Raw genomic sequence first — 14,811 nt, 5'->3', positions numbered from 1 at the left:
TTCCCATTCTAATAGCAGTCTATTATACTCAATATAAGTAAACCGATTTAAAAAATAGAATATCTGGTATTGGGGGAATCCATTTGAGAAAAAGATGGTTAGCTGCCTCCATGACAACGCTTCTCTTATCTAGTGTCGGCACAAGCCGGATCCAGCCCGTTCACGCTGAAGACACACTAAATGAATTACAGGAAGAACAGGAAAAGATAGAAGATCGTTCGCATGAGGTAGAAGACGATATTGAACAACAAGAAAGTGAATTAAAAGCGTTAGATAGTGAGCGAGCAGCGCTAGAGTCTCAGATTCAATCGCTTCAGCTGGAATTAGACAAGCTGATTAGCGGGCTCGAAAAGCAAAGTTTGCGCTTAGAAGAAACAAATGCCGAAATTGTTATGCTGCAAAGCGAAATAGATGAACTGAACCTAGCCATTGAAAAACGAAATCATAAATTGGAAACACAAGCGAGAGCTACACAAACAGAGTGGAACGCCTCTAACATTATACATACTATACTTGCTGCTGAAGATTTTGCAGAAGTCATGAGCCGTCTAGGTGTTGTCAGCCAACTTGTGAAAGCCAATCAGCAAATCGTTGAAGATCAAATACGCGATCAGAAGGCAATTATCAAAGCTGAAGCTCAAATGCAATTTGAAAAAGAAGCTGTAACAGAATTATTAATAAAAATGGAAAGTACTAGGGGAGAAATGGCTGCACAACAGGAAGAGTTGGATAGCCAGATTGCTCATGTAGCTGATCTGTACCAAATGACCGCTGCAGAAAAAGAAGCTTTTGTACAGGAACAGTATCTCTTAGCTAAAGAATCTGAGACCGTAGAAAGTCAGATTGAAACAGAAAAAGATCGGATTCTAGCAGAGCAGCAGGCTGAACAAGAACGTATTGCTCAATTGACTGCAGAGAAAGAAGCCGCTGAACAACGCGAACAGGAAGCATTAGCAAGGAATGCGGCAGAAGAAGCTGCAGCTGCAGAAAAAGCAGTAGAGAATGAAGTGAAACCTAGCAGCTCTGACAATCAGATTGACGAAGCAGAAGAGTCAGTATCAGAAAATCAGCCGAATGAACAGCCAGTTGAAGAACCGGCAGTCCCTGATACTGATTCGGAACTTGCACCAGATCCAGTAAAAGAACAGCCGGCAGAAGAAGAGCCTGAGGAAGAAACCGTCAAACCTGAATCACCGTCAGCAACATTCATACGTCCGGCCAGCGGTTATATTTCTTCTGGATTCGGAATGAGAAGTCACCCGGTTACGGGAGAACGTAAAATGCACAACGGTATCGATATTGCCGGTAAAGGAGCGATTCTAGCAGCTGCCAGCGGTACAGTGACGATTTCCAGCTACAGCAGCAGTTATGGGTTTTATATTAAAATCAATCATGGGAATGGATTTGAAACCCTTTATGCGCATCTGCAGCCTGGCGTCAGTGTCACTGCAGGACAGAGCGTTTCTCAAGGACAAAGAATTGCTGTAATGGGTACGACCGGTTTGTCAACGGGTGTCCATCTTCACTTTGAAGTTCGCAAGAATGGAAGATTTGTCGATCCTGCACTTTATATTTAAGTATAAAAAAACCCTCTTTACTCGATCGATATCGGGAAAGAGGGTTTTTTGAATGATAAATCAGGGCAAATAGCGCTTGCCTCTTCGGTTCAGTGTTTTTGAAGACAACACTTGCAGCAAACCACTGTTGACAGATAGGCCTAGAGCAATTGCGCCGGAAACTAGAAAGGTTTCCGTAGCGAACATAAAGGCTAGATTAGAATTTCCTTCGATAAATGCCCGCATCATGTTATAAGCAGAGCCTCCTGGAACAAGCGGGATGATACCGGGGATGGCGAAGACGATCACAGGCATCCGATAGTAGCGGGCGAACCACTGACTGCAGTTGGCTACGGTAAAAGCTGCGACGCCGGCACCGACAAAATAATCCAGCTTCAATTCAAAAGACAAATAATAATAGATGACCCAGCCGGCTGCGCCAGCAATACTGGAAGCAAAGATAGTTCTAGTCGGCACATTATACAAAATGCCAAAACCGATCGTAGCAATAAAAGCAGCCAGGAAATAGGTTATATATTCTAGTAACATAGACAAGACTCCTTGTTTGAATTCAGCAGTTCTTTCAGATGGATAAATAGAACCTTACAAAAAGGTCAATACTAATGCAATACCGATACCGATTGCACCAGCCGTCAGCAGCGCTTTTGCGACAACGGCTACTCCAGCAAGTAAATGACCTGCCATGAGATCCCGGAAACTATTGGTGATGGCCATTCCCGGTACAAGACACATTACACTGCCGATGATAACGGTATTAACATTGTTCCCAATGCCTAACGATATGAAAAAAACCGCACATAATCCAATAAAAAAGGATGCGACCATTTCGGCAAAAAAGCTCACATTCGTCCAGCGGTTGACGATATCAAACAATAGATGTCCTAGGCCGCCGGCAATGAAAGAAGGCAGCATATCATTATAGGTTCCTCCGAATAACAGCGGAAAACAGCCACAGGCGCATGCTATAGCAAGGTTTCGCTGCCTCTGATTGAAGTTCCTGGGCGTTTCTTTAATAGCTTGCAGCAGCTCCTTTACTTCATCAGGCGACAGAATGGTTTCCGTTAATTGTCTGGAAAGATCATTTACCTTTGATACTTTCTCTAAATTCGTTTGTCGGTCTGTCATTCTCAGAAGCTCTGTATGATCTTGTTTGTCTTTTCCCTGAACCGTTATGATTAATGCAGTAGGTACAACAAAAACATTAATATACGTCAGCCCGTAACTCTTGGCAATTCGGTAAAGTGTATCTTCAACTCGGTAAGTCTCAGCCCCGTTTTCAAGCATGACTCTTCCTGCCTCAACACAGACATCTAAAATATCGGCAACTGGATAATTTTCCACTGCGGTCCCTCTCTTCTAAAAACTCATCATGCTTAGTATAACGATTCTATTCTGAAAAATCGATAGAAAACAGATGGAGAACAAATAGAAAACAAACAGGAAAATTTGTATATTTTCCAACGAGTCTATTTTCCGCTGGTACAGCAAAGTTTTGTAAGGTGAAAAGAGGATTTGACAGAATTATATAAAGAATATGAGAATCTTATGATGGAAAATAAATTATCCCTTTTGCAAAATGAATAGTGTGCTACAATAAACGAGATGCAAAAGTGCACCGAGAGTCAGTGACTACTTAAAATAAACAGACAGAAATCTGAAATATGAAAGGATTGACTAAAATGACAGAGGAATTTGCAGGAGAGTTTACAGAACAGAGCCAGATGATTAAAGAAATCGCCTCAGGTAAAGAAGTGTTCTGGATGAACCCTGCTTATACTGAAACAGAGACTGCGAACCGTCAGACAAAATATTCTTTAAAAGATATTGAAGACGCAGAGGCGAGATTACAGCGATTCGCTGCCTACATCCGAGTCGCTTTTCCAGAGACTGAAGAAACCAGCGGCATCATTGAGTCAGAATTAAGAGAGATTTCTTCTATGAAAAGCTGGTTGAATGACGTCAGCGAAATGCAATTAAACGGGAAATTGTGGTTGAAGAGAGATGATACGCTTCCTATATCTGGAACGATAAAAGCCAGAGGTGCAATTTATGAGGTGCTGAAGCATGCAGAAACGATTGCGCTTGAAAAAGGACTGCTGAAAAGCATTGATGAAGACTATGCCATCTTTGCCAGCGATGCTTTCAAAAACTTTTTCTCTCAACACCACCTTGCTGTGGGAACAACCGGCAACTTAGGGATCAGCGTAGGAACAATGGGCAGCAAGTTAGGATTCAACGTGACGGTGCATATGTCTGTTGAAGCCAAACAATGGAAAAAAGATTATCTGCGGTCCAAAGGCGTAAAAGTGATTGAACATAAAACCAACTTCTCAAAAGCTGTCGAACAAGGCAGAGCAGAATCAAATGCAAATCCAGACAGTTATTTTGTGGATGATGAGCACTCTGAAGAATTATTCCTAGGCTATACTGTCGGCGGCTATCGTATGAAGCGTCAGTTGGCAGGACAGAATATTACTGTAGATGAAAACCATCCTTTGTTTGTCTATTTACCTTGCGGAATCGGCGGATCACCAAGCGGGATAACATTTGGGTTGAAGCAAGCATTTGGAGATCATGTCCACTGCTTTTTTGCAGAGCCGACCAAGATGCCGAGCATGCTGCTGGGGCTGGAATCCAAACTGTATGATGAAATTTCTGTAGAAGAAATTGGGTTAGGTGGATTGACAGTTGCGGATGGCTTGGCAGTTCCAAGAACATCTGGACTGGTAGCGAAGCTGATGCACAGCTATTTTAGCGCAGGGTACAGCTTACAGGATGACACATTTAAAAGATTATTATGGAACCTTTACGATAGAGAAGAAATCTTTTTAGAACCGGCAGCAGTAGCGGGGCTGGCAGGTCCTCATAAGTTACTGGAAACAGCGGAAGGGCAAGCTTATTTAAAATCAAAGAACTTGAAAAATAAGTTAGCACAAGCAACACATATTGCATGGGCAACAGGCGGGTCAATGGTTCCTGAGGATAATAAAGAAGCTTTTCTGGCAGAAGGAAAAGCGGTCAGTGCATCACTGATTAATGCGTAAATAAACTTGAGAAAGCCTCGTATGTCAATGTTGACATACGAGGCTTTCTTCAAGAGATAAATGAGTGGTTCAATAAACCGAAGTCCTTTGGATGTTTGCCCAGATACCGTTTTTTTGCATATCGACGCAAGGTTGAAAAATTTATGTGATGCTTCTCTTGAGCACGTGTAAGGATTTGTTTCATTTCATGTTTACTGATCATTAAAATAATTGGTGAATTGATCATTAGGTCAACAATCAGTTTTTCAAATTTCGGGACATAATAGTGACTATCTATATTATTCAGCGGCGCATCAACATGTAAACGATTTACAATAATGTTTTCTTGATCCGGTGAAAGATAGTAGCGATACTTGGTTTCATCTGGAGATAAAAAGACGTTTGAATGATGCTGCTTAATTAATTGGAAGACATTATTCAGTGACTGACCTTCTACATCCACAACTAAATTATGATAAGGATATGTATAATCTGAAAAGCGAGTCAACCACTCAGTTGTAAAAATAGAAAACTTCACTTCAGGGTAGTTTACTTGTATCAGTCTGGCCAGATCTTTCATTTCAGGGGTTTCATACTGAGGGAAAGCTTCTTTTTCCCGCAAAGCATACTGCCCTCTCTTCGGACTGTATATGATTTCGCGCTTTTTCAACTCGTGGATACGCCATCTTAAAGTACTGAAACTAAGAGAAAAATCGAAGGATCGGTAAAATTGCAACAGTTGTTTTGTATCTACTGGCTGATGATTTCTTAAGTATCTTTTAAGTTCTTTAATTTTAAACGTTGTTGTCATGTAGTGTCCTCCAATCAATATGTGAATCTGTTAAAAGTATGGAGTACTCTTAACATTAAAAATATTATAGCAAATTATAAAAGAATAGTAGAATATAAGCTTCTGAAATCGCCTTAAATTTCAAAAATGTTCGGAATTTATCTAAGAAATTATAAACGATTTTATTTTTTAGTAAGCGGTTTAACGTCATAAGTGCTTACTAAATATATCTATAGAGTTATAATTTAGGAGCTGATACTCAGTAAGTTTTTTCGAATGCTAAAGTTAAATGATTACCATTAGGAAGAAGGCGTTACATGAAGGAATTTAAGGGTGCCCACTCTCTTAAAGATGTCCAGTCGTTTATTGATGCACATCCTTTGGCATTTCTGTATATATCTCGTGAAAGCTGCAGTGTTTGCCAAGCAGTAAAACCGCGAGTGGAAGAGATGTTGGAAGACTTTCCGATGATTGCTTCACTTCAAATCAGCGTAGATGAAGTTCCAGAAGCAGCTGGTGAATATACAGTTTTTACTGCGCCGGCACTGTTGATGTATGTAGATGGAAAAGAGTGGTTTCGAGAAGTGCGTTTTGTCGTGATGGATGACTTGCGGGGGCAGTTTAAGCGCATTACAGAACAGTATGATGGCAAAGGGTACTGAAGTCAGGGTGAACAGACATACAAAAAGCAGCCGTTCCTGTAGCAATAAGGAACGGCTGCGATATATAAGGGTGATTAGCCGAATTTTGAGTGTCTATTCATGTGTTTTTTTGCATCATTGTAGGTGCGCAGTTTAACGTAATGAAATACAGCTCGTCCAAGCGCAATGACAATGAAGCTCCATAACACCACCATATAGACTTGCTGGAAGCCGGCTTCAAACGGAGTGTAGTAAACAGTTTGGTATTGAACGTAGAGCATCCATGACCAGATAAACGCAAAAAAGATATTGCTGAAGATATGGAAGATACGCTTGTTGCGTTCGTTTTTAAACATATCAGATCCTCCTCGATCGAAAAAAGTTCGGATGGGTAACTGTTCAAGTGACTGACTTCTATTGTAAAGAGCAGGATATGACTTTCGAGAACCTAGCGATAAGAAAGATAGCGGGAAGCCTTATGATGATTCAACTGCAATAAAGCGGTAATGACCTTTCCTAGCTCACATGTTTGCATCCTGACCTTTCGATAATAAATGATTACTAAATGATAGCGATTTCTTTTGTTTAATTATACCATTTAGTTACAAAAAAATATAGATGTTTAACTCCCCTAACCTATGAAATATGGAAAAGGAATTTTTTTATTCGTGCGAGTTGAATACAGAGACTGAAAAACGGTATTATAGAGTATGAGGTTGTATGTATATAGAAATGATAGGAAATATAGTATAAGGAGACGTACGAGCAGAATGAAAACATTTAAACGCATGCCAAAACACATTGGGGTAATCCCGGACGGGAATCGCCGGTGGGCAGTAGGTAAGGGACTGCAAAAGAAAGATGGGTATAATCACGGGATCGGACCTGGGTTAGATCTTTATGAAGCTTGTTTAAAATTAGGCGTAGAAGAAATGACTTTTTACGGTTTTACAATGGATAATGTCAAACGCCCATCCTTGCAAACAAAAGCTTTTCAAAAAGCATGCGTAGACTCTGTCAATGAACTGAAAAAAAGAGATGCGGATCTAATGGTGCTTGGAAATACGGATTCAAAAGTTTTTCCAAAAGAACTGCTGCCATATGCTATGAAACGGACACGTTTTGGCGAAGGAAAAATGAAAGTGAATTTTCTAGTCAATTATGGTTGGAACTGGGATCTGAATTATGCTCTGAATCATGAAGCAGCTATTGATTCTGGTAATATCATTGATCATATCGCGTCTAAAGATGTATCGCGTATGGATATGGTCTTAAGATGGGGCGGACGCCGCAGATTGAGCGGATTTTTACCTATTCAATCTGTTTATTCAGATATTTATGTGATTGATGAATTTTGGCCTGACTATAAGGATCAGCATTTGTATGATGCCTTGAACTGGTACCAAGAAACGGATGTCACACTGGGTGGCTGATCCATTGATCCTAAGTCCATTCTGAGGAGAGAATTTATGAGAGACAAGTGCATTATTGTTATGGTAGGACCAAGCGGCAGCGGAAAAACGACTATTGGAGAGGCTTTGACTAGAAAAGGCATCCCAAAGCTCGTGACCACGACGACGCGAGCACCTAGATCTGGCGAACAGGATGGAGTAGATTACCATTTCAGAGCAGTTGAAGAATTGAATCCGGAAGATTTTATCGAACAGACTTTGTACAATCATAAAGTATATGGATTGACTAAGTCGGTTGTCAGCGATGCATTGAGAGAACATGATGTGGTTCATGTCTCTCTGGATCGCAATGGAGCGGAAGCTATGAAAAAGTTTTTTCCTGATGAAACGGTGGTAGTGTATATTCATATTTCCACCGAAACCATGATCGAACGAATGCGCAACAGGGGAGACAGCGAAGAAAAGATTGCGGAGAGAATTCAACACAGTAAAGAGCAGGATGAGTTAGTTCCGCCCGCTGGAACAGATCTTATTATCGAAAACATCAACATAGAAGAAACCGTAAATCGAATTTTAATGTACTTAAACTTTACTGCGTAGGGGTAGATGGTTATGCCGCAGCCCGATTTTGATCCTAAAACACTTGTATGGTATCCGTTGTTTTCCCTGATACTGTTTTTGATTCTATATTTAGGATTCGATGTGCCGTTTTATACTCTCTTTATCTTGCTTTTTCTAATCATCGTATATTATTTGATCTTTATTATCTACGAAATGAAAAGGAAATAGCTTGGTATTTATAGCTTGTAAGGGTTCCGAGAAATCATTTTGAATGAGATTATAATAGGAGATTGGAACAAACAGATCCAGTAAATAATAAACCGCGGAGGCAATCAACTTACGATTGTCTCCGCGGTTTTATTCGTCTCCAATGAATGCAGGATAAGCAGCCGGCGAGCTTGGATTTATAAAATAGTCCTGTCGAATTGGCCTATTTGAACATGAAATGAATGAAACAATAGAATAAAAGCGCCGCAAGTCAGTTAAAACACTTAACAACATTTCTTAATTAAAAAAGTAGGTGCTGATCCAGCTTTCTAACAATTTAATGCTATATAGAGGCTATACCGAATCTCTATATGCAAGAAATCTGAAGAAATCTGAAAAATACAGTAAAAAGTCTTTACAAATAATACCCATATGGGTATATTGTATTTATGAACTTATTTATTGTAAGTTAATAAATAATGGAAAGAAGGGTAAATATGACAACTTTTCCTAAAGCACAAACAATTGAGGAAATCAGAACTTTTATTGCTTCAAATCCGCTTGCTTTCTTGTATATATCCAGAGAAAATTGCGGAGTCTGCCATGTAGTCAGACCTCAAGTAGAAGAAATGCTTGAAGATTTTCCGACAATCCGCACTCTTCAAGTGAGTGCAGATGAAGTACCGGAAGTTGCAGGAGAATTTACAGTATTCACTGTACCGGCATTACTATTGTTTATTGAAGGTAAAGAAATGATCCGTGAAGCTCGCTTTATAGTCATGGATGACTTGCGTGAGAAGTTTCAGCTAGCAGCGGATATGTATGAACAAAGCTTGTTTTAAAATGAAATCAAAATAGAGAGGAAAACTAAGATGACAGTTAAAGTAACCGATTCAAGCTTAATGAAAGAAGTGCAAGAAGGGCTTACGTTAGTCGATTTTTGGGCTCCTTGGTGCGGACCCTGCAAAATGCTTGGACCTGTTTTGGAAGAATTAGAGGAAGAGCTCGGCTCAGATATTAAGATCGCTAAACTGAATATAGATGAAAATCAAGTTACGCCGGGGCAGCTGGGCATTATGAGTATACCGACTATGGTGCTTTACAAAGACGGGAAGCCGGTAGAAAAAATCGTCGGGTTCCATCCTAAAGAGGTTTTAAAAGGGTATCTGCAAGAAAAAATGACAGAGTCAGACAAATAGGTGAATGAATATGTTATTTAAAAGAACCCCATCTATATCTGCAGCAAATCTAGAAAAAATCATGGCTGATCAGCCTCAACTAATTGATGTAAGAGAACCGCAAGAGTTTAGAGGAGGGCATATTCCCGGGGCAAATAATATCCCGCTTAGCAGAGTAGAGAACTATACCCCAAGGGGTAAAGTATATGTCATCTGTCAATCAGGGATGCGCAGCAAAAAAGCAGCAAAAATATTGATGAAAAATGGAGTCGATGTTGTTAATGTCCGTGGCGGAATGATGGCGTGGAAAGGCTCAGTACGGGGAGGTAAAATGTAGTGAAAGTTGTAATAATCGGAGGAGTTGCCGGAGGGATGTCTGCAGCGACTCGTTTAAGAAGATTAAATGAAGACGCAGAAATTATTATTTTAGAAAAAGGGCCGTATGTATCTTTTGCAAACTGCGGACTGCCTTATTACGTGGCAGGTGAAATTGAGGAACGCAGCAAGCTCCTTGTTCAAACGCCTGAAAGTCTGAAAGCGAGATTCAATCTGGATGTTAGACCGAACAGTGAAGCTGTTTCGATCAATGCAGAAACAAAAGAAGTGACAGTCAAAGCTGAAGCAGAAGAATACAACTTATCTTATGATAAATTGATTTTGTCTCCAGGGGCCAGCCCGCTTATTCCGCCAATCAATGGACTGGATGAAGCAGAAAATATCTTTGCGCTGAGATCAGTTCCGGATGTAGATGCTATATCAGAATTTATTGAAAAGAAACATCCTAAATCGGCTGTCGTCATCGGGGCGGGATTTATTGGACTGGAAATGGCTGAAAGTCTTGCGCACCGTGGAATGGATGTAACGATCGTCGAGAAAGCGCCACATGTTTTGCCGACGCTTGATGAAGAGATGGCTGCATATATCACCAAAGAATTAAAAGACAATGGGGTAAAAGTATATACAGAACTGGCTGCATTTTCTTTTGAGAACAACGGAAAAACGATCATTCTGGAAAATGGAGAAGAATTGAATAGTGATTTGACATTGTTGTCTGTTGGAGTAAAACCAAACACAAGTGTTGCGGAAACGGCGGGTATCGAGACAGGCATTCGCGGCGGCATTATTGTTGACGAAAGATATGAAACCAGTCAAAAAGATATCTATGCTGTCGGAGATGCAGTTGTTGTCAAGCAGCAGATCAATCAGCAGGATGCAATGATTTCGCTGGCATCGCCAGCAAACAGACAAGGCCGGCAAGTCTCAGATGTAATCAGCGGAATCTCTCGTCAAAACAAAGGAAGTATTGGAACGGCAATCGTGCGTGTGTTCGATCAAGTTGCGGCTTCAACAGGATTGAATGAATTCCAGCTGAGACAGGCAGGAGAGTTGTTTGATGTGGTCCACATACAAGGGAAAAGTCATGCAGGGTACTACCCGAATGCCGGAACGATCTTGCTGAAATTGATATTCAATCCGCAAACCGGAAAACTCTATGGTGCTCAGGCAGTTGGTACAGACGGAATAGATAAGCGTATCGATATTCTTGCAACAGCTATCAAAGCAGAAATGACAGTTAAAGATCTGCCTGAATTGGAATTCACTTATGCACCGCCATTTGGTTCAGCAAAAGACCCTGTAAATATGGCAGGATATGCTGCATTAAACATACTGGAAGGTATCAGTGAATCGATCCAATGGCATGAATTAGAAGAAAAACAGCAGGCTGGGCATGTGCTGCTGGATGTTCGAAGTGAGTCAGAACTAAAAGCTAACGGCCGCATGAAGAACGCTGTGCATATTCCTTTAGACAGTTTAAGAGATCGACTGTCTGAACTTCCTGAAAAACAGCCACTCATCGTCAGTTGCCACAGCGGACTACGCAGTTACGTAGCAGAAAGAATATTGAAGCAACACGGGTATGATGTAAAAAATCTTGATGGGGCATTTGCACTTTACTCCATGGTTAAACCAGAAAGGATTGAAAATTAATGTATAAATCTATCTCTATGAGTGAATTTGAACATAAATGGAACAATGAGAACGTCACATTGATAGATGTCAGAGAATTGGATGAATGGGAAACAGGACATGTAGAGGGAGCACAACATATTCCATTAAGTAAACTGGATGAATACGTAAACCAATTAGATAAAAATACTCCATATTATGTCATGTGTCATTCTGGCGGGCGTTCTGCCATGGCTTGCCAACGTCTTTCAGCTGAAGGAATTGATACAGTAAATATTTTAGGAGGAATCTCTGCTTGGAAGGGAGACAAGGTTTAATGGAATATAATGCCAAGATTGTAAATCGGCTCAAGCGGTCAAAAGGTCAGTTGGAAGGTGTACTGAACATGATCGATGATGAGAAGGACTGCGCTGAGATCGTCACACAGTTAACAGCTGTGAGATCCAGTCTGGACCGTGCTATCGGCTTGATTGTAGCGGAGAATTTATTAGACTGTATTCAAAATAACAAAAACGAAAACGAAGACTTTACAGAAGACGAACGAATCCAACAAGCCATTAAGCTGCTGATGAAAAGCCGCTAAACAAATTAGAAAAAATGATTTCTTCTTAAATTTGAGGAGAGATCATTTTTTTGTAAAAATAAGACCATGAATTTGTTAAAATAAACCGTATAATGGATTATAGGAAAGAATCGGAAAATGACTTTTCTGAGGACCATCGTGTGATTTTTGAAGAATTTAAAGTAGTTTACCAATAAAAATTGAATATAAACTATAAAGAATAGGGAAGAATATCATGATAAAAAAAGTGCAGAAAGGCAGTCAGCTTTCACGCAGAGAACTAGACGAAATTTTATCCATCTGGCTGGAGTCCAATATAGAAGCTCATCCTTTTATAAGTCTATTTTATTGGGAAGAACAGTACAACGCAGTAAATGAAGCCATCGAAGAAGCTGAGTTATACGTTTATTATGAAAAAGACAATGTGACAGCATTTTTGGGACTGGTTGAGGGATATATTGCCGGGCTTTTTGTGAAAAGAGAAAACAGAGCACAAGGGATAGGAAGACAATTGTTAAATACGGTTAAGCAAGAGAATAGTCTCTTAACGCTAGCAGTATACAAGAAAAACCAAGCAGCTATAGGGTTTTATATCAATTTAGGATTTAAAATTGTTAAAGAACAGATAGAAAAAGAAACCAGCGAGACAGAATACGTCATGCAGTGGCGAGTTGATTAAACAACTTACTAAACAAAACAAGCGCTCCCGAATATACGTATATCAGTCAGTGTGCTGATGGAGGCTGTGGTAAGTGTTATACTGCTGATCAATGTTGAAATCAATAAAAAAGGGTAATAAAAAATCACTTACGGTCTAGTGGACTGTAAGTGATTGATTTTAGATTCTATGGTTGGAAATTAGATGAAGTTGCGAAACTGTCTGGAACGTCGATTCCGCTGGCATTATAATTTTCACCATTCATGATAGAGTTTTTAACGATAACATAGTCTACTTTTCTTAAGGCTTCAATATCATCTCCACCTGAATAAGATATAGAAGACTGCAAATCTTGCTTCATTTCAAGTAAAGTGTCAGCAATATCACCTTTATAAGGTGTCAACATTTTTTTACCTTCAACATTTCTTCTTTCACCTTTTTGATGAGCAGAAGCACTACCGAAATACTCTTTATAAGGACGGCCATTGACTTCAACCATTTTACCGGGTGATTGATCGTGACCGGCAAATAGTGATCCGATCATAACCATCGTCGCGCCAAAGCGCATAGATTTTGCGATATCTCCGTGAGTACGGACCCCGCCATCTGCAATAATCGGTTTGCGGGCTGCTTTAGAACAGTGAGAAACAGCTGCGAGCTGCCATCCGCCTGTACCGAATCCGGTTTTCAGTTTAGTAGTACAAACTTTACCGGGTCCAATTCCGACTTTTGTAGCGTCTGCTCCAGCATTTTCTAATTCACGAACCGCTTCAGGTGTTCCAACATTTCCGGCAATCAAAAATGTTTCCGGTAAATATTTCTTAACGTGAGCAATCATATCAATGACCATTTGAGAGTGACCATGTGCAACATCAATAGTTGCGTATTCAGGTACAAGATTGTTTTCAGCAAGTTCTTTAACGAAATCATATTCTTCTTTTTTTACACCTAAACTGATAGAAGCAAATAAGCCCTGGTCATGCATATTCTTGATGAAATCAGCACGAGCTGCTTCGTCAAAACGGTGCATAACATAGAAGTACTCATTTTTTGCCAACCAGATAGAGAGTTCTTCATCAACAACGGTCTGCATGTTCGCCGGTACAACAGGCAGCATGAATCGGCGTCCACCTAATTCTACTGTTGTGTCGCATTCAGAACGGCTTGAAACGACCGCTTTAGCAGGGATCAACTGAATATCTTCATAATCAAAAACTTTCATATAACGTTAAACTCCTCTTTAGTAGTAGTCATACTTTTTATTTTTCCTTTTTGAAAAAGAGACCGTGCATTCCTATTCAAAAAAGTCCAAAAGGGGAGTGTTTCAGATTCCCTTGACTACTTTACCTAATGCAGCTCCATAAGTCAAAGAAGTTTTTAATAAAATGTAAGATACTTGAAAAAAACTCAAAATCATTAGACAATGGGGTTTACAGAAGAAAAGATGAAAGCGGATAGCGCAGCGTGGATGCTTTATGGAGGGTAAATCTATTGGAAAAACTGAATAAATACAGAAGAGGATTCTGGAAACCGAAGACGATGTTTTATCTAGGGCTGATTATGATTATCCCGTTCTTGCTTTTGGCGATCGCCAGTTACTTTGAATGGGGGATTATCGGAACCGTAGATGATTTGATTGGCAGAGAGGTCCGAGATGAAAGAGAAAACCTGTTGACGCAAGTATTTGTGGTCATTACAAGACTGGGCGATGGCTGGTTTGTTGCGATTGTGACGGTCATTGTCTGTACGGCAATTATCATTAAGTTCAAACAGATCTGGTTAGCAGTTTGGTACGCAATGACAGTTATTGTAGGTGCAGGAATTTTGAATCAGATATTGAAAGCTGTTTTCAGAAGGCAGCGGCCAGATGTCATCAATCATTTAATTGAACAAGGCGGCTACTCGTTCCCGAGCGGACATGCCATGGGATCTATAATTGTTTATGGGGCTTTGCTGTTTTTAATCATCCGTTTAGCGAAGCGGAAAAGAACTTACCTGATTTTCATTCTTTTATTTGGATCCTTAATTGCTTTAATTGGTATCAGCCGGGTTTACTTGGGCGTTCACTATCCATCTGATATTATTGGGGGATATTCTGTAGGGATGATGTGGTTGGCATTCAGTATCGGAATGTATGGACTGTCTCTAACTCAGCAACCAAGAATGGAAGAAGAAAATAAATCATAATAGAATAGTCTATATAGACAAAAAAGGGATTGATCACAATGCAGTGG

General features: G+C 40.1%; 18 protein-coding genes. 13 read left to right on the top strand and 5 right to left on the bottom strand.

What is annotated here, in order from left to right; translation table 11 throughout:
• The first annotated feature begins 83 nt into the window (after positions 1-83).
• Complete coding sequence (locus tag B6F02_RS02160; protein ID WP_080145771.1) at positions 84-1,577, top strand: peptidoglycan DD-metalloendopeptidase family protein; 1,494 nt, start codon at positions 84-86, stop codon at positions 1,575-1,577.
• 60 nt (positions 1,578-1,637) lie between these two features.
• On the opposite strand, the gene B6F02_RS02155 is transcribed toward B6F02_RS02160, so the two are convergent.
• A complete protein-coding gene (locus B6F02_RS02155; protein WP_080145770.1) occupies positions 1,638-2,105 on the bottom strand; it encodes a threonine/serine exporter family protein in 468 nt (155 codons plus the stop codon).
• Between the two features lie 54 nt (positions 2,106-2,159).
• Positions 2,160-2,918 (bottom strand): threonine/serine exporter family protein, encoded by a 759-nt coding sequence (locus B6F02_RS02150; protein WP_256864624.1) that lies wholly within the window; start codon positions 2,916-2,918, stop codon positions 2,160-2,162.
• Positions 2,919-3,256: 338 nt separating this feature from the next.
• On the opposite strand from B6F02_RS02150, the gene B6F02_RS02145 reads away from it, so the two are divergent.
• Positions 3,257-4,621, top strand: coding sequence for a D-serine ammonia-lyase (locus B6F02_RS02145; protein WP_306293710.1), 1,365 nt, complete (start codon positions 3,257-3,259; stop codon positions 4,619-4,621).
• 49 nt (positions 4,622-4,670) lie between these two features.
• Here B6F02_RS02145 and B6F02_RS02140 read toward each other — a convergent pair whose 3' ends face one another.
• Entirely contained in the window at positions 4,671-5,411 is a 741-nt protein-coding gene (locus tag B6F02_RS02140) for a DUF6577 family protein (RefSeq protein ID WP_080145768.1), read from the bottom strand.
• Positions 5,412-5,707: 296 nt separating this feature from the next.
• Between B6F02_RS02140 and B6F02_RS02135 the strand changes: the two genes are divergently transcribed.
• Positions 5,708-6,052, top strand: coding sequence for a thioredoxin family protein (locus tag B6F02_RS02135; RefSeq protein ID WP_080145767.1), 345 nt, complete (start codon positions 5,708-5,710; stop codon positions 6,050-6,052).
• 74 nt (positions 6,053-6,126) lie between these two features.
• Here the strand turns inward: B6F02_RS02135 and B6F02_RS02130 are convergent, their stop codons facing one another.
• Complete coding sequence (locus tag B6F02_RS02130) at positions 6,127-6,387, bottom strand: hypothetical protein (RefSeq protein ID WP_080145766.1); 261 nt, start codon at positions 6,385-6,387, stop codon at positions 6,127-6,129.
• A gap of 414 nt (positions 6,388-6,801) precedes the next feature.
• Between B6F02_RS02130 and B6F02_RS02125 the strand changes: the two genes are divergently transcribed.
• The 9 genes from B6F02_RS02125 to B6F02_RS02085 all read left to right on the top strand — a co-directional run bounded on the left by B6F02_RS02125 (position 6,802) and on the right by B6F02_RS02085 (position 12,598).
• The gene (locus tag B6F02_RS02125) at positions 6,802-7,464 is read left to right on the top strand and encodes an undecaprenyl diphosphate synthase family protein (protein ID WP_080145765.1); all 663 of its coding nucleotides are present in this window, start codon (positions 6,802-6,804) and stop codon (positions 7,462-7,464) included.
• 36 nt (positions 7,465-7,500) lie between these two features.
• Positions 7,501-8,043, top strand: coding sequence for a guanylate kinase (locus tag B6F02_RS02120; protein WP_080145764.1), 543 nt, complete (start codon positions 7,501-7,503; stop codon positions 8,041-8,043).
• Between the two features lie 665 nt (positions 8,044-8,708).
• On the top strand, positions 8,709-9,053 hold the full coding sequence (locus B6F02_RS02115) for a thioredoxin family protein (RefSeq protein WP_080145763.1): 345 nt from the start codon (positions 8,709-8,711) through the stop codon (positions 9,051-9,053).
• Positions 9,054-9,083: 30 nt separating this feature from the next.
• On the top strand, positions 9,084-9,410 hold the full coding sequence (trxA, locus tag B6F02_RS02110) for a thioredoxin (RefSeq protein ID WP_080145762.1): 327 nt from the start codon (positions 9,084-9,086) through the stop codon (positions 9,408-9,410).
• Between the two features lie 10 nt (positions 9,411-9,420).
• Positions 9,421-9,726 (top strand): rhodanese-like domain-containing protein, encoded by a 306-nt coding sequence (locus B6F02_RS02105; RefSeq protein ID WP_080145761.1) that lies wholly within the window; start codon positions 9,421-9,423, stop codon positions 9,724-9,726.
• Positions 9,726-11,378: an FAD-dependent oxidoreductase gene (locus B6F02_RS02100; RefSeq protein ID WP_080145760.1), complete on the top strand. Its 1,653-nt coding sequence runs from the start codon at positions 9,726-9,728 to the stop codon at positions 11,376-11,378. Before B6F02_RS02105 ends, B6F02_RS02100 begins: the two co-directional genes overlap by 1 nt.
• Entirely contained in the window at positions 11,378-11,674 is a 297-nt protein-coding gene (locus tag B6F02_RS02095) for a rhodanese-like domain-containing protein (RefSeq protein WP_080145759.1), read from the top strand. The genes B6F02_RS02100 and B6F02_RS02095 overlap by 1 nt, the downstream gene beginning before the upstream one ends.
• Complete coding sequence (locus tag B6F02_RS02090; RefSeq protein WP_080145758.1) at positions 11,674-11,940, top strand: metal-sensitive transcriptional regulator; 267 nt, start codon at positions 11,674-11,676, stop codon at positions 11,938-11,940. The genes B6F02_RS02095 and B6F02_RS02090 overlap by 1 nt, the downstream gene beginning before the upstream one ends.
• A 214-nt stretch (positions 11,941-12,154) precedes the next feature.
• The gene (locus tag B6F02_RS02085) at positions 12,155-12,598 is read left to right on the top strand and encodes a GNAT family N-acetyltransferase (protein ID WP_080145757.1); all 444 of its coding nucleotides are present in this window, start codon (positions 12,155-12,157) and stop codon (positions 12,596-12,598) included.
• Positions 12,599-12,764: 166 nt separating this feature from the next.
• Here the strand turns inward: B6F02_RS02085 and guaC are convergent, their stop codons facing one another.
• Positions 12,765-13,799: a GMP reductase gene (guaC, locus tag B6F02_RS02080; protein ID WP_080145756.1), complete on the bottom strand. Its 1,035-nt coding sequence runs from the start codon at positions 13,797-13,799 to the stop codon at positions 12,765-12,767.
• Between the two features lie 269 nt (positions 13,800-14,068).
• Here guaC and B6F02_RS02075 point away from each other — a divergent pair, with 269 nt between their 5' ends.
• Positions 14,069-14,764, top strand: coding sequence for a phosphatase PAP2 family protein (locus tag B6F02_RS02075; RefSeq protein WP_080145755.1), 696 nt, complete (start codon positions 14,069-14,071; stop codon positions 14,762-14,764).
• Positions 14,765-14,811 lie beyond the last annotated feature (47 nt).

Source organism: Marinilactibacillus piezotolerans, assembly GCF_900169305.1.
Taxonomy (GTDB): Bacteria; Bacillota; Bacilli; order Lactobacillales; family Carnobacteriaceae_A; genus Marinilactibacillus; species Marinilactibacillus piezotolerans_A.
The sequence above is the reverse complement of the archived record's forward strand: the minus strand, read 5'-3'. Positions and strand labels throughout refer to the sequence as shown.

Coding starts and splice junctions, on each gene's coding strand:
- B6F02_RS02115 (WP_080145763.1), top strand. CDS start 8,709: ATGACAACTTTTCCTAAAGCACAAACAATTGAGGAAATCAGAACTTTT.
- B6F02_RS02145 (WP_306293710.1), top strand. CDS start 3,257: ATGACAGAGGAATTTGCAGGAGAGTTTACAGAACAGAGCCAGATGATT.
- B6F02_RS02125 (WP_080145765.1), top strand. CDS start 6,802: ATGAAAACATTTAAACGCATGCCAAAACACATTGGGGTAATCCCGGAC.
- B6F02_RS02085 (WP_080145757.1), top strand. CDS start 12,155: ATGATAAAAAAAGTGCAGAAAGGCAGTCAGCTTTCACGCAGAGAACTA.
- trxA (WP_080145762.1), top strand. CDS start 9,084: ATGACAGTTAAAGTAACCGATTCAAGCTTAATGAAAGAAGTGCAAGAA.
- B6F02_RS02135 (WP_080145767.1), top strand. CDS start 5,708: ATGAAGGAATTTAAGGGTGCCCACTCTCTTAAAGATGTCCAGTCGTTT.
- B6F02_RS02090 (WP_080145758.1), top strand. CDS start 11,674: ATGGAATATAATGCCAAGATTGTAAATCGGCTCAAGCGGTCAAAAGGT.
- guaC (WP_080145756.1), bottom strand. CDS start 13,799: ATGAAAGTTTTTGATTATGAAGATATTCAGTTGATCCCTGCTAAAGCG.
- B6F02_RS02105 (WP_080145761.1), top strand. CDS start 9,421: ATGTTATTTAAAAGAACCCCATCTATATCTGCAGCAAATCTAGAAAAA.
- B6F02_RS02140 (WP_080145768.1), bottom strand. CDS start 5,411: ATGACAACAACGTTTAAAATTAAAGAACTTAAAAGATACTTAAGAAAT.
- B6F02_RS02120 (WP_080145764.1), top strand. CDS start 7,501: ATGAGAGACAAGTGCATTATTGTTATGGTAGGACCAAGCGGCAGCGGA.
- B6F02_RS02155 (WP_080145770.1), bottom strand. CDS start 2,105: ATGTTACTAGAATATATAACCTATTTCCTGGCTGCTTTTATTGCTACG.
- B6F02_RS02095 (WP_080145759.1), top strand. CDS start 11,378: ATGTATAAATCTATCTCTATGAGTGAATTTGAACATAAATGGAACAAT.
- B6F02_RS02130 (WP_080145766.1), bottom strand. CDS start 6,387: ATGTTTAAAAACGAACGCAACAAGCGTATCTTCCATATCTTCAGCAAT.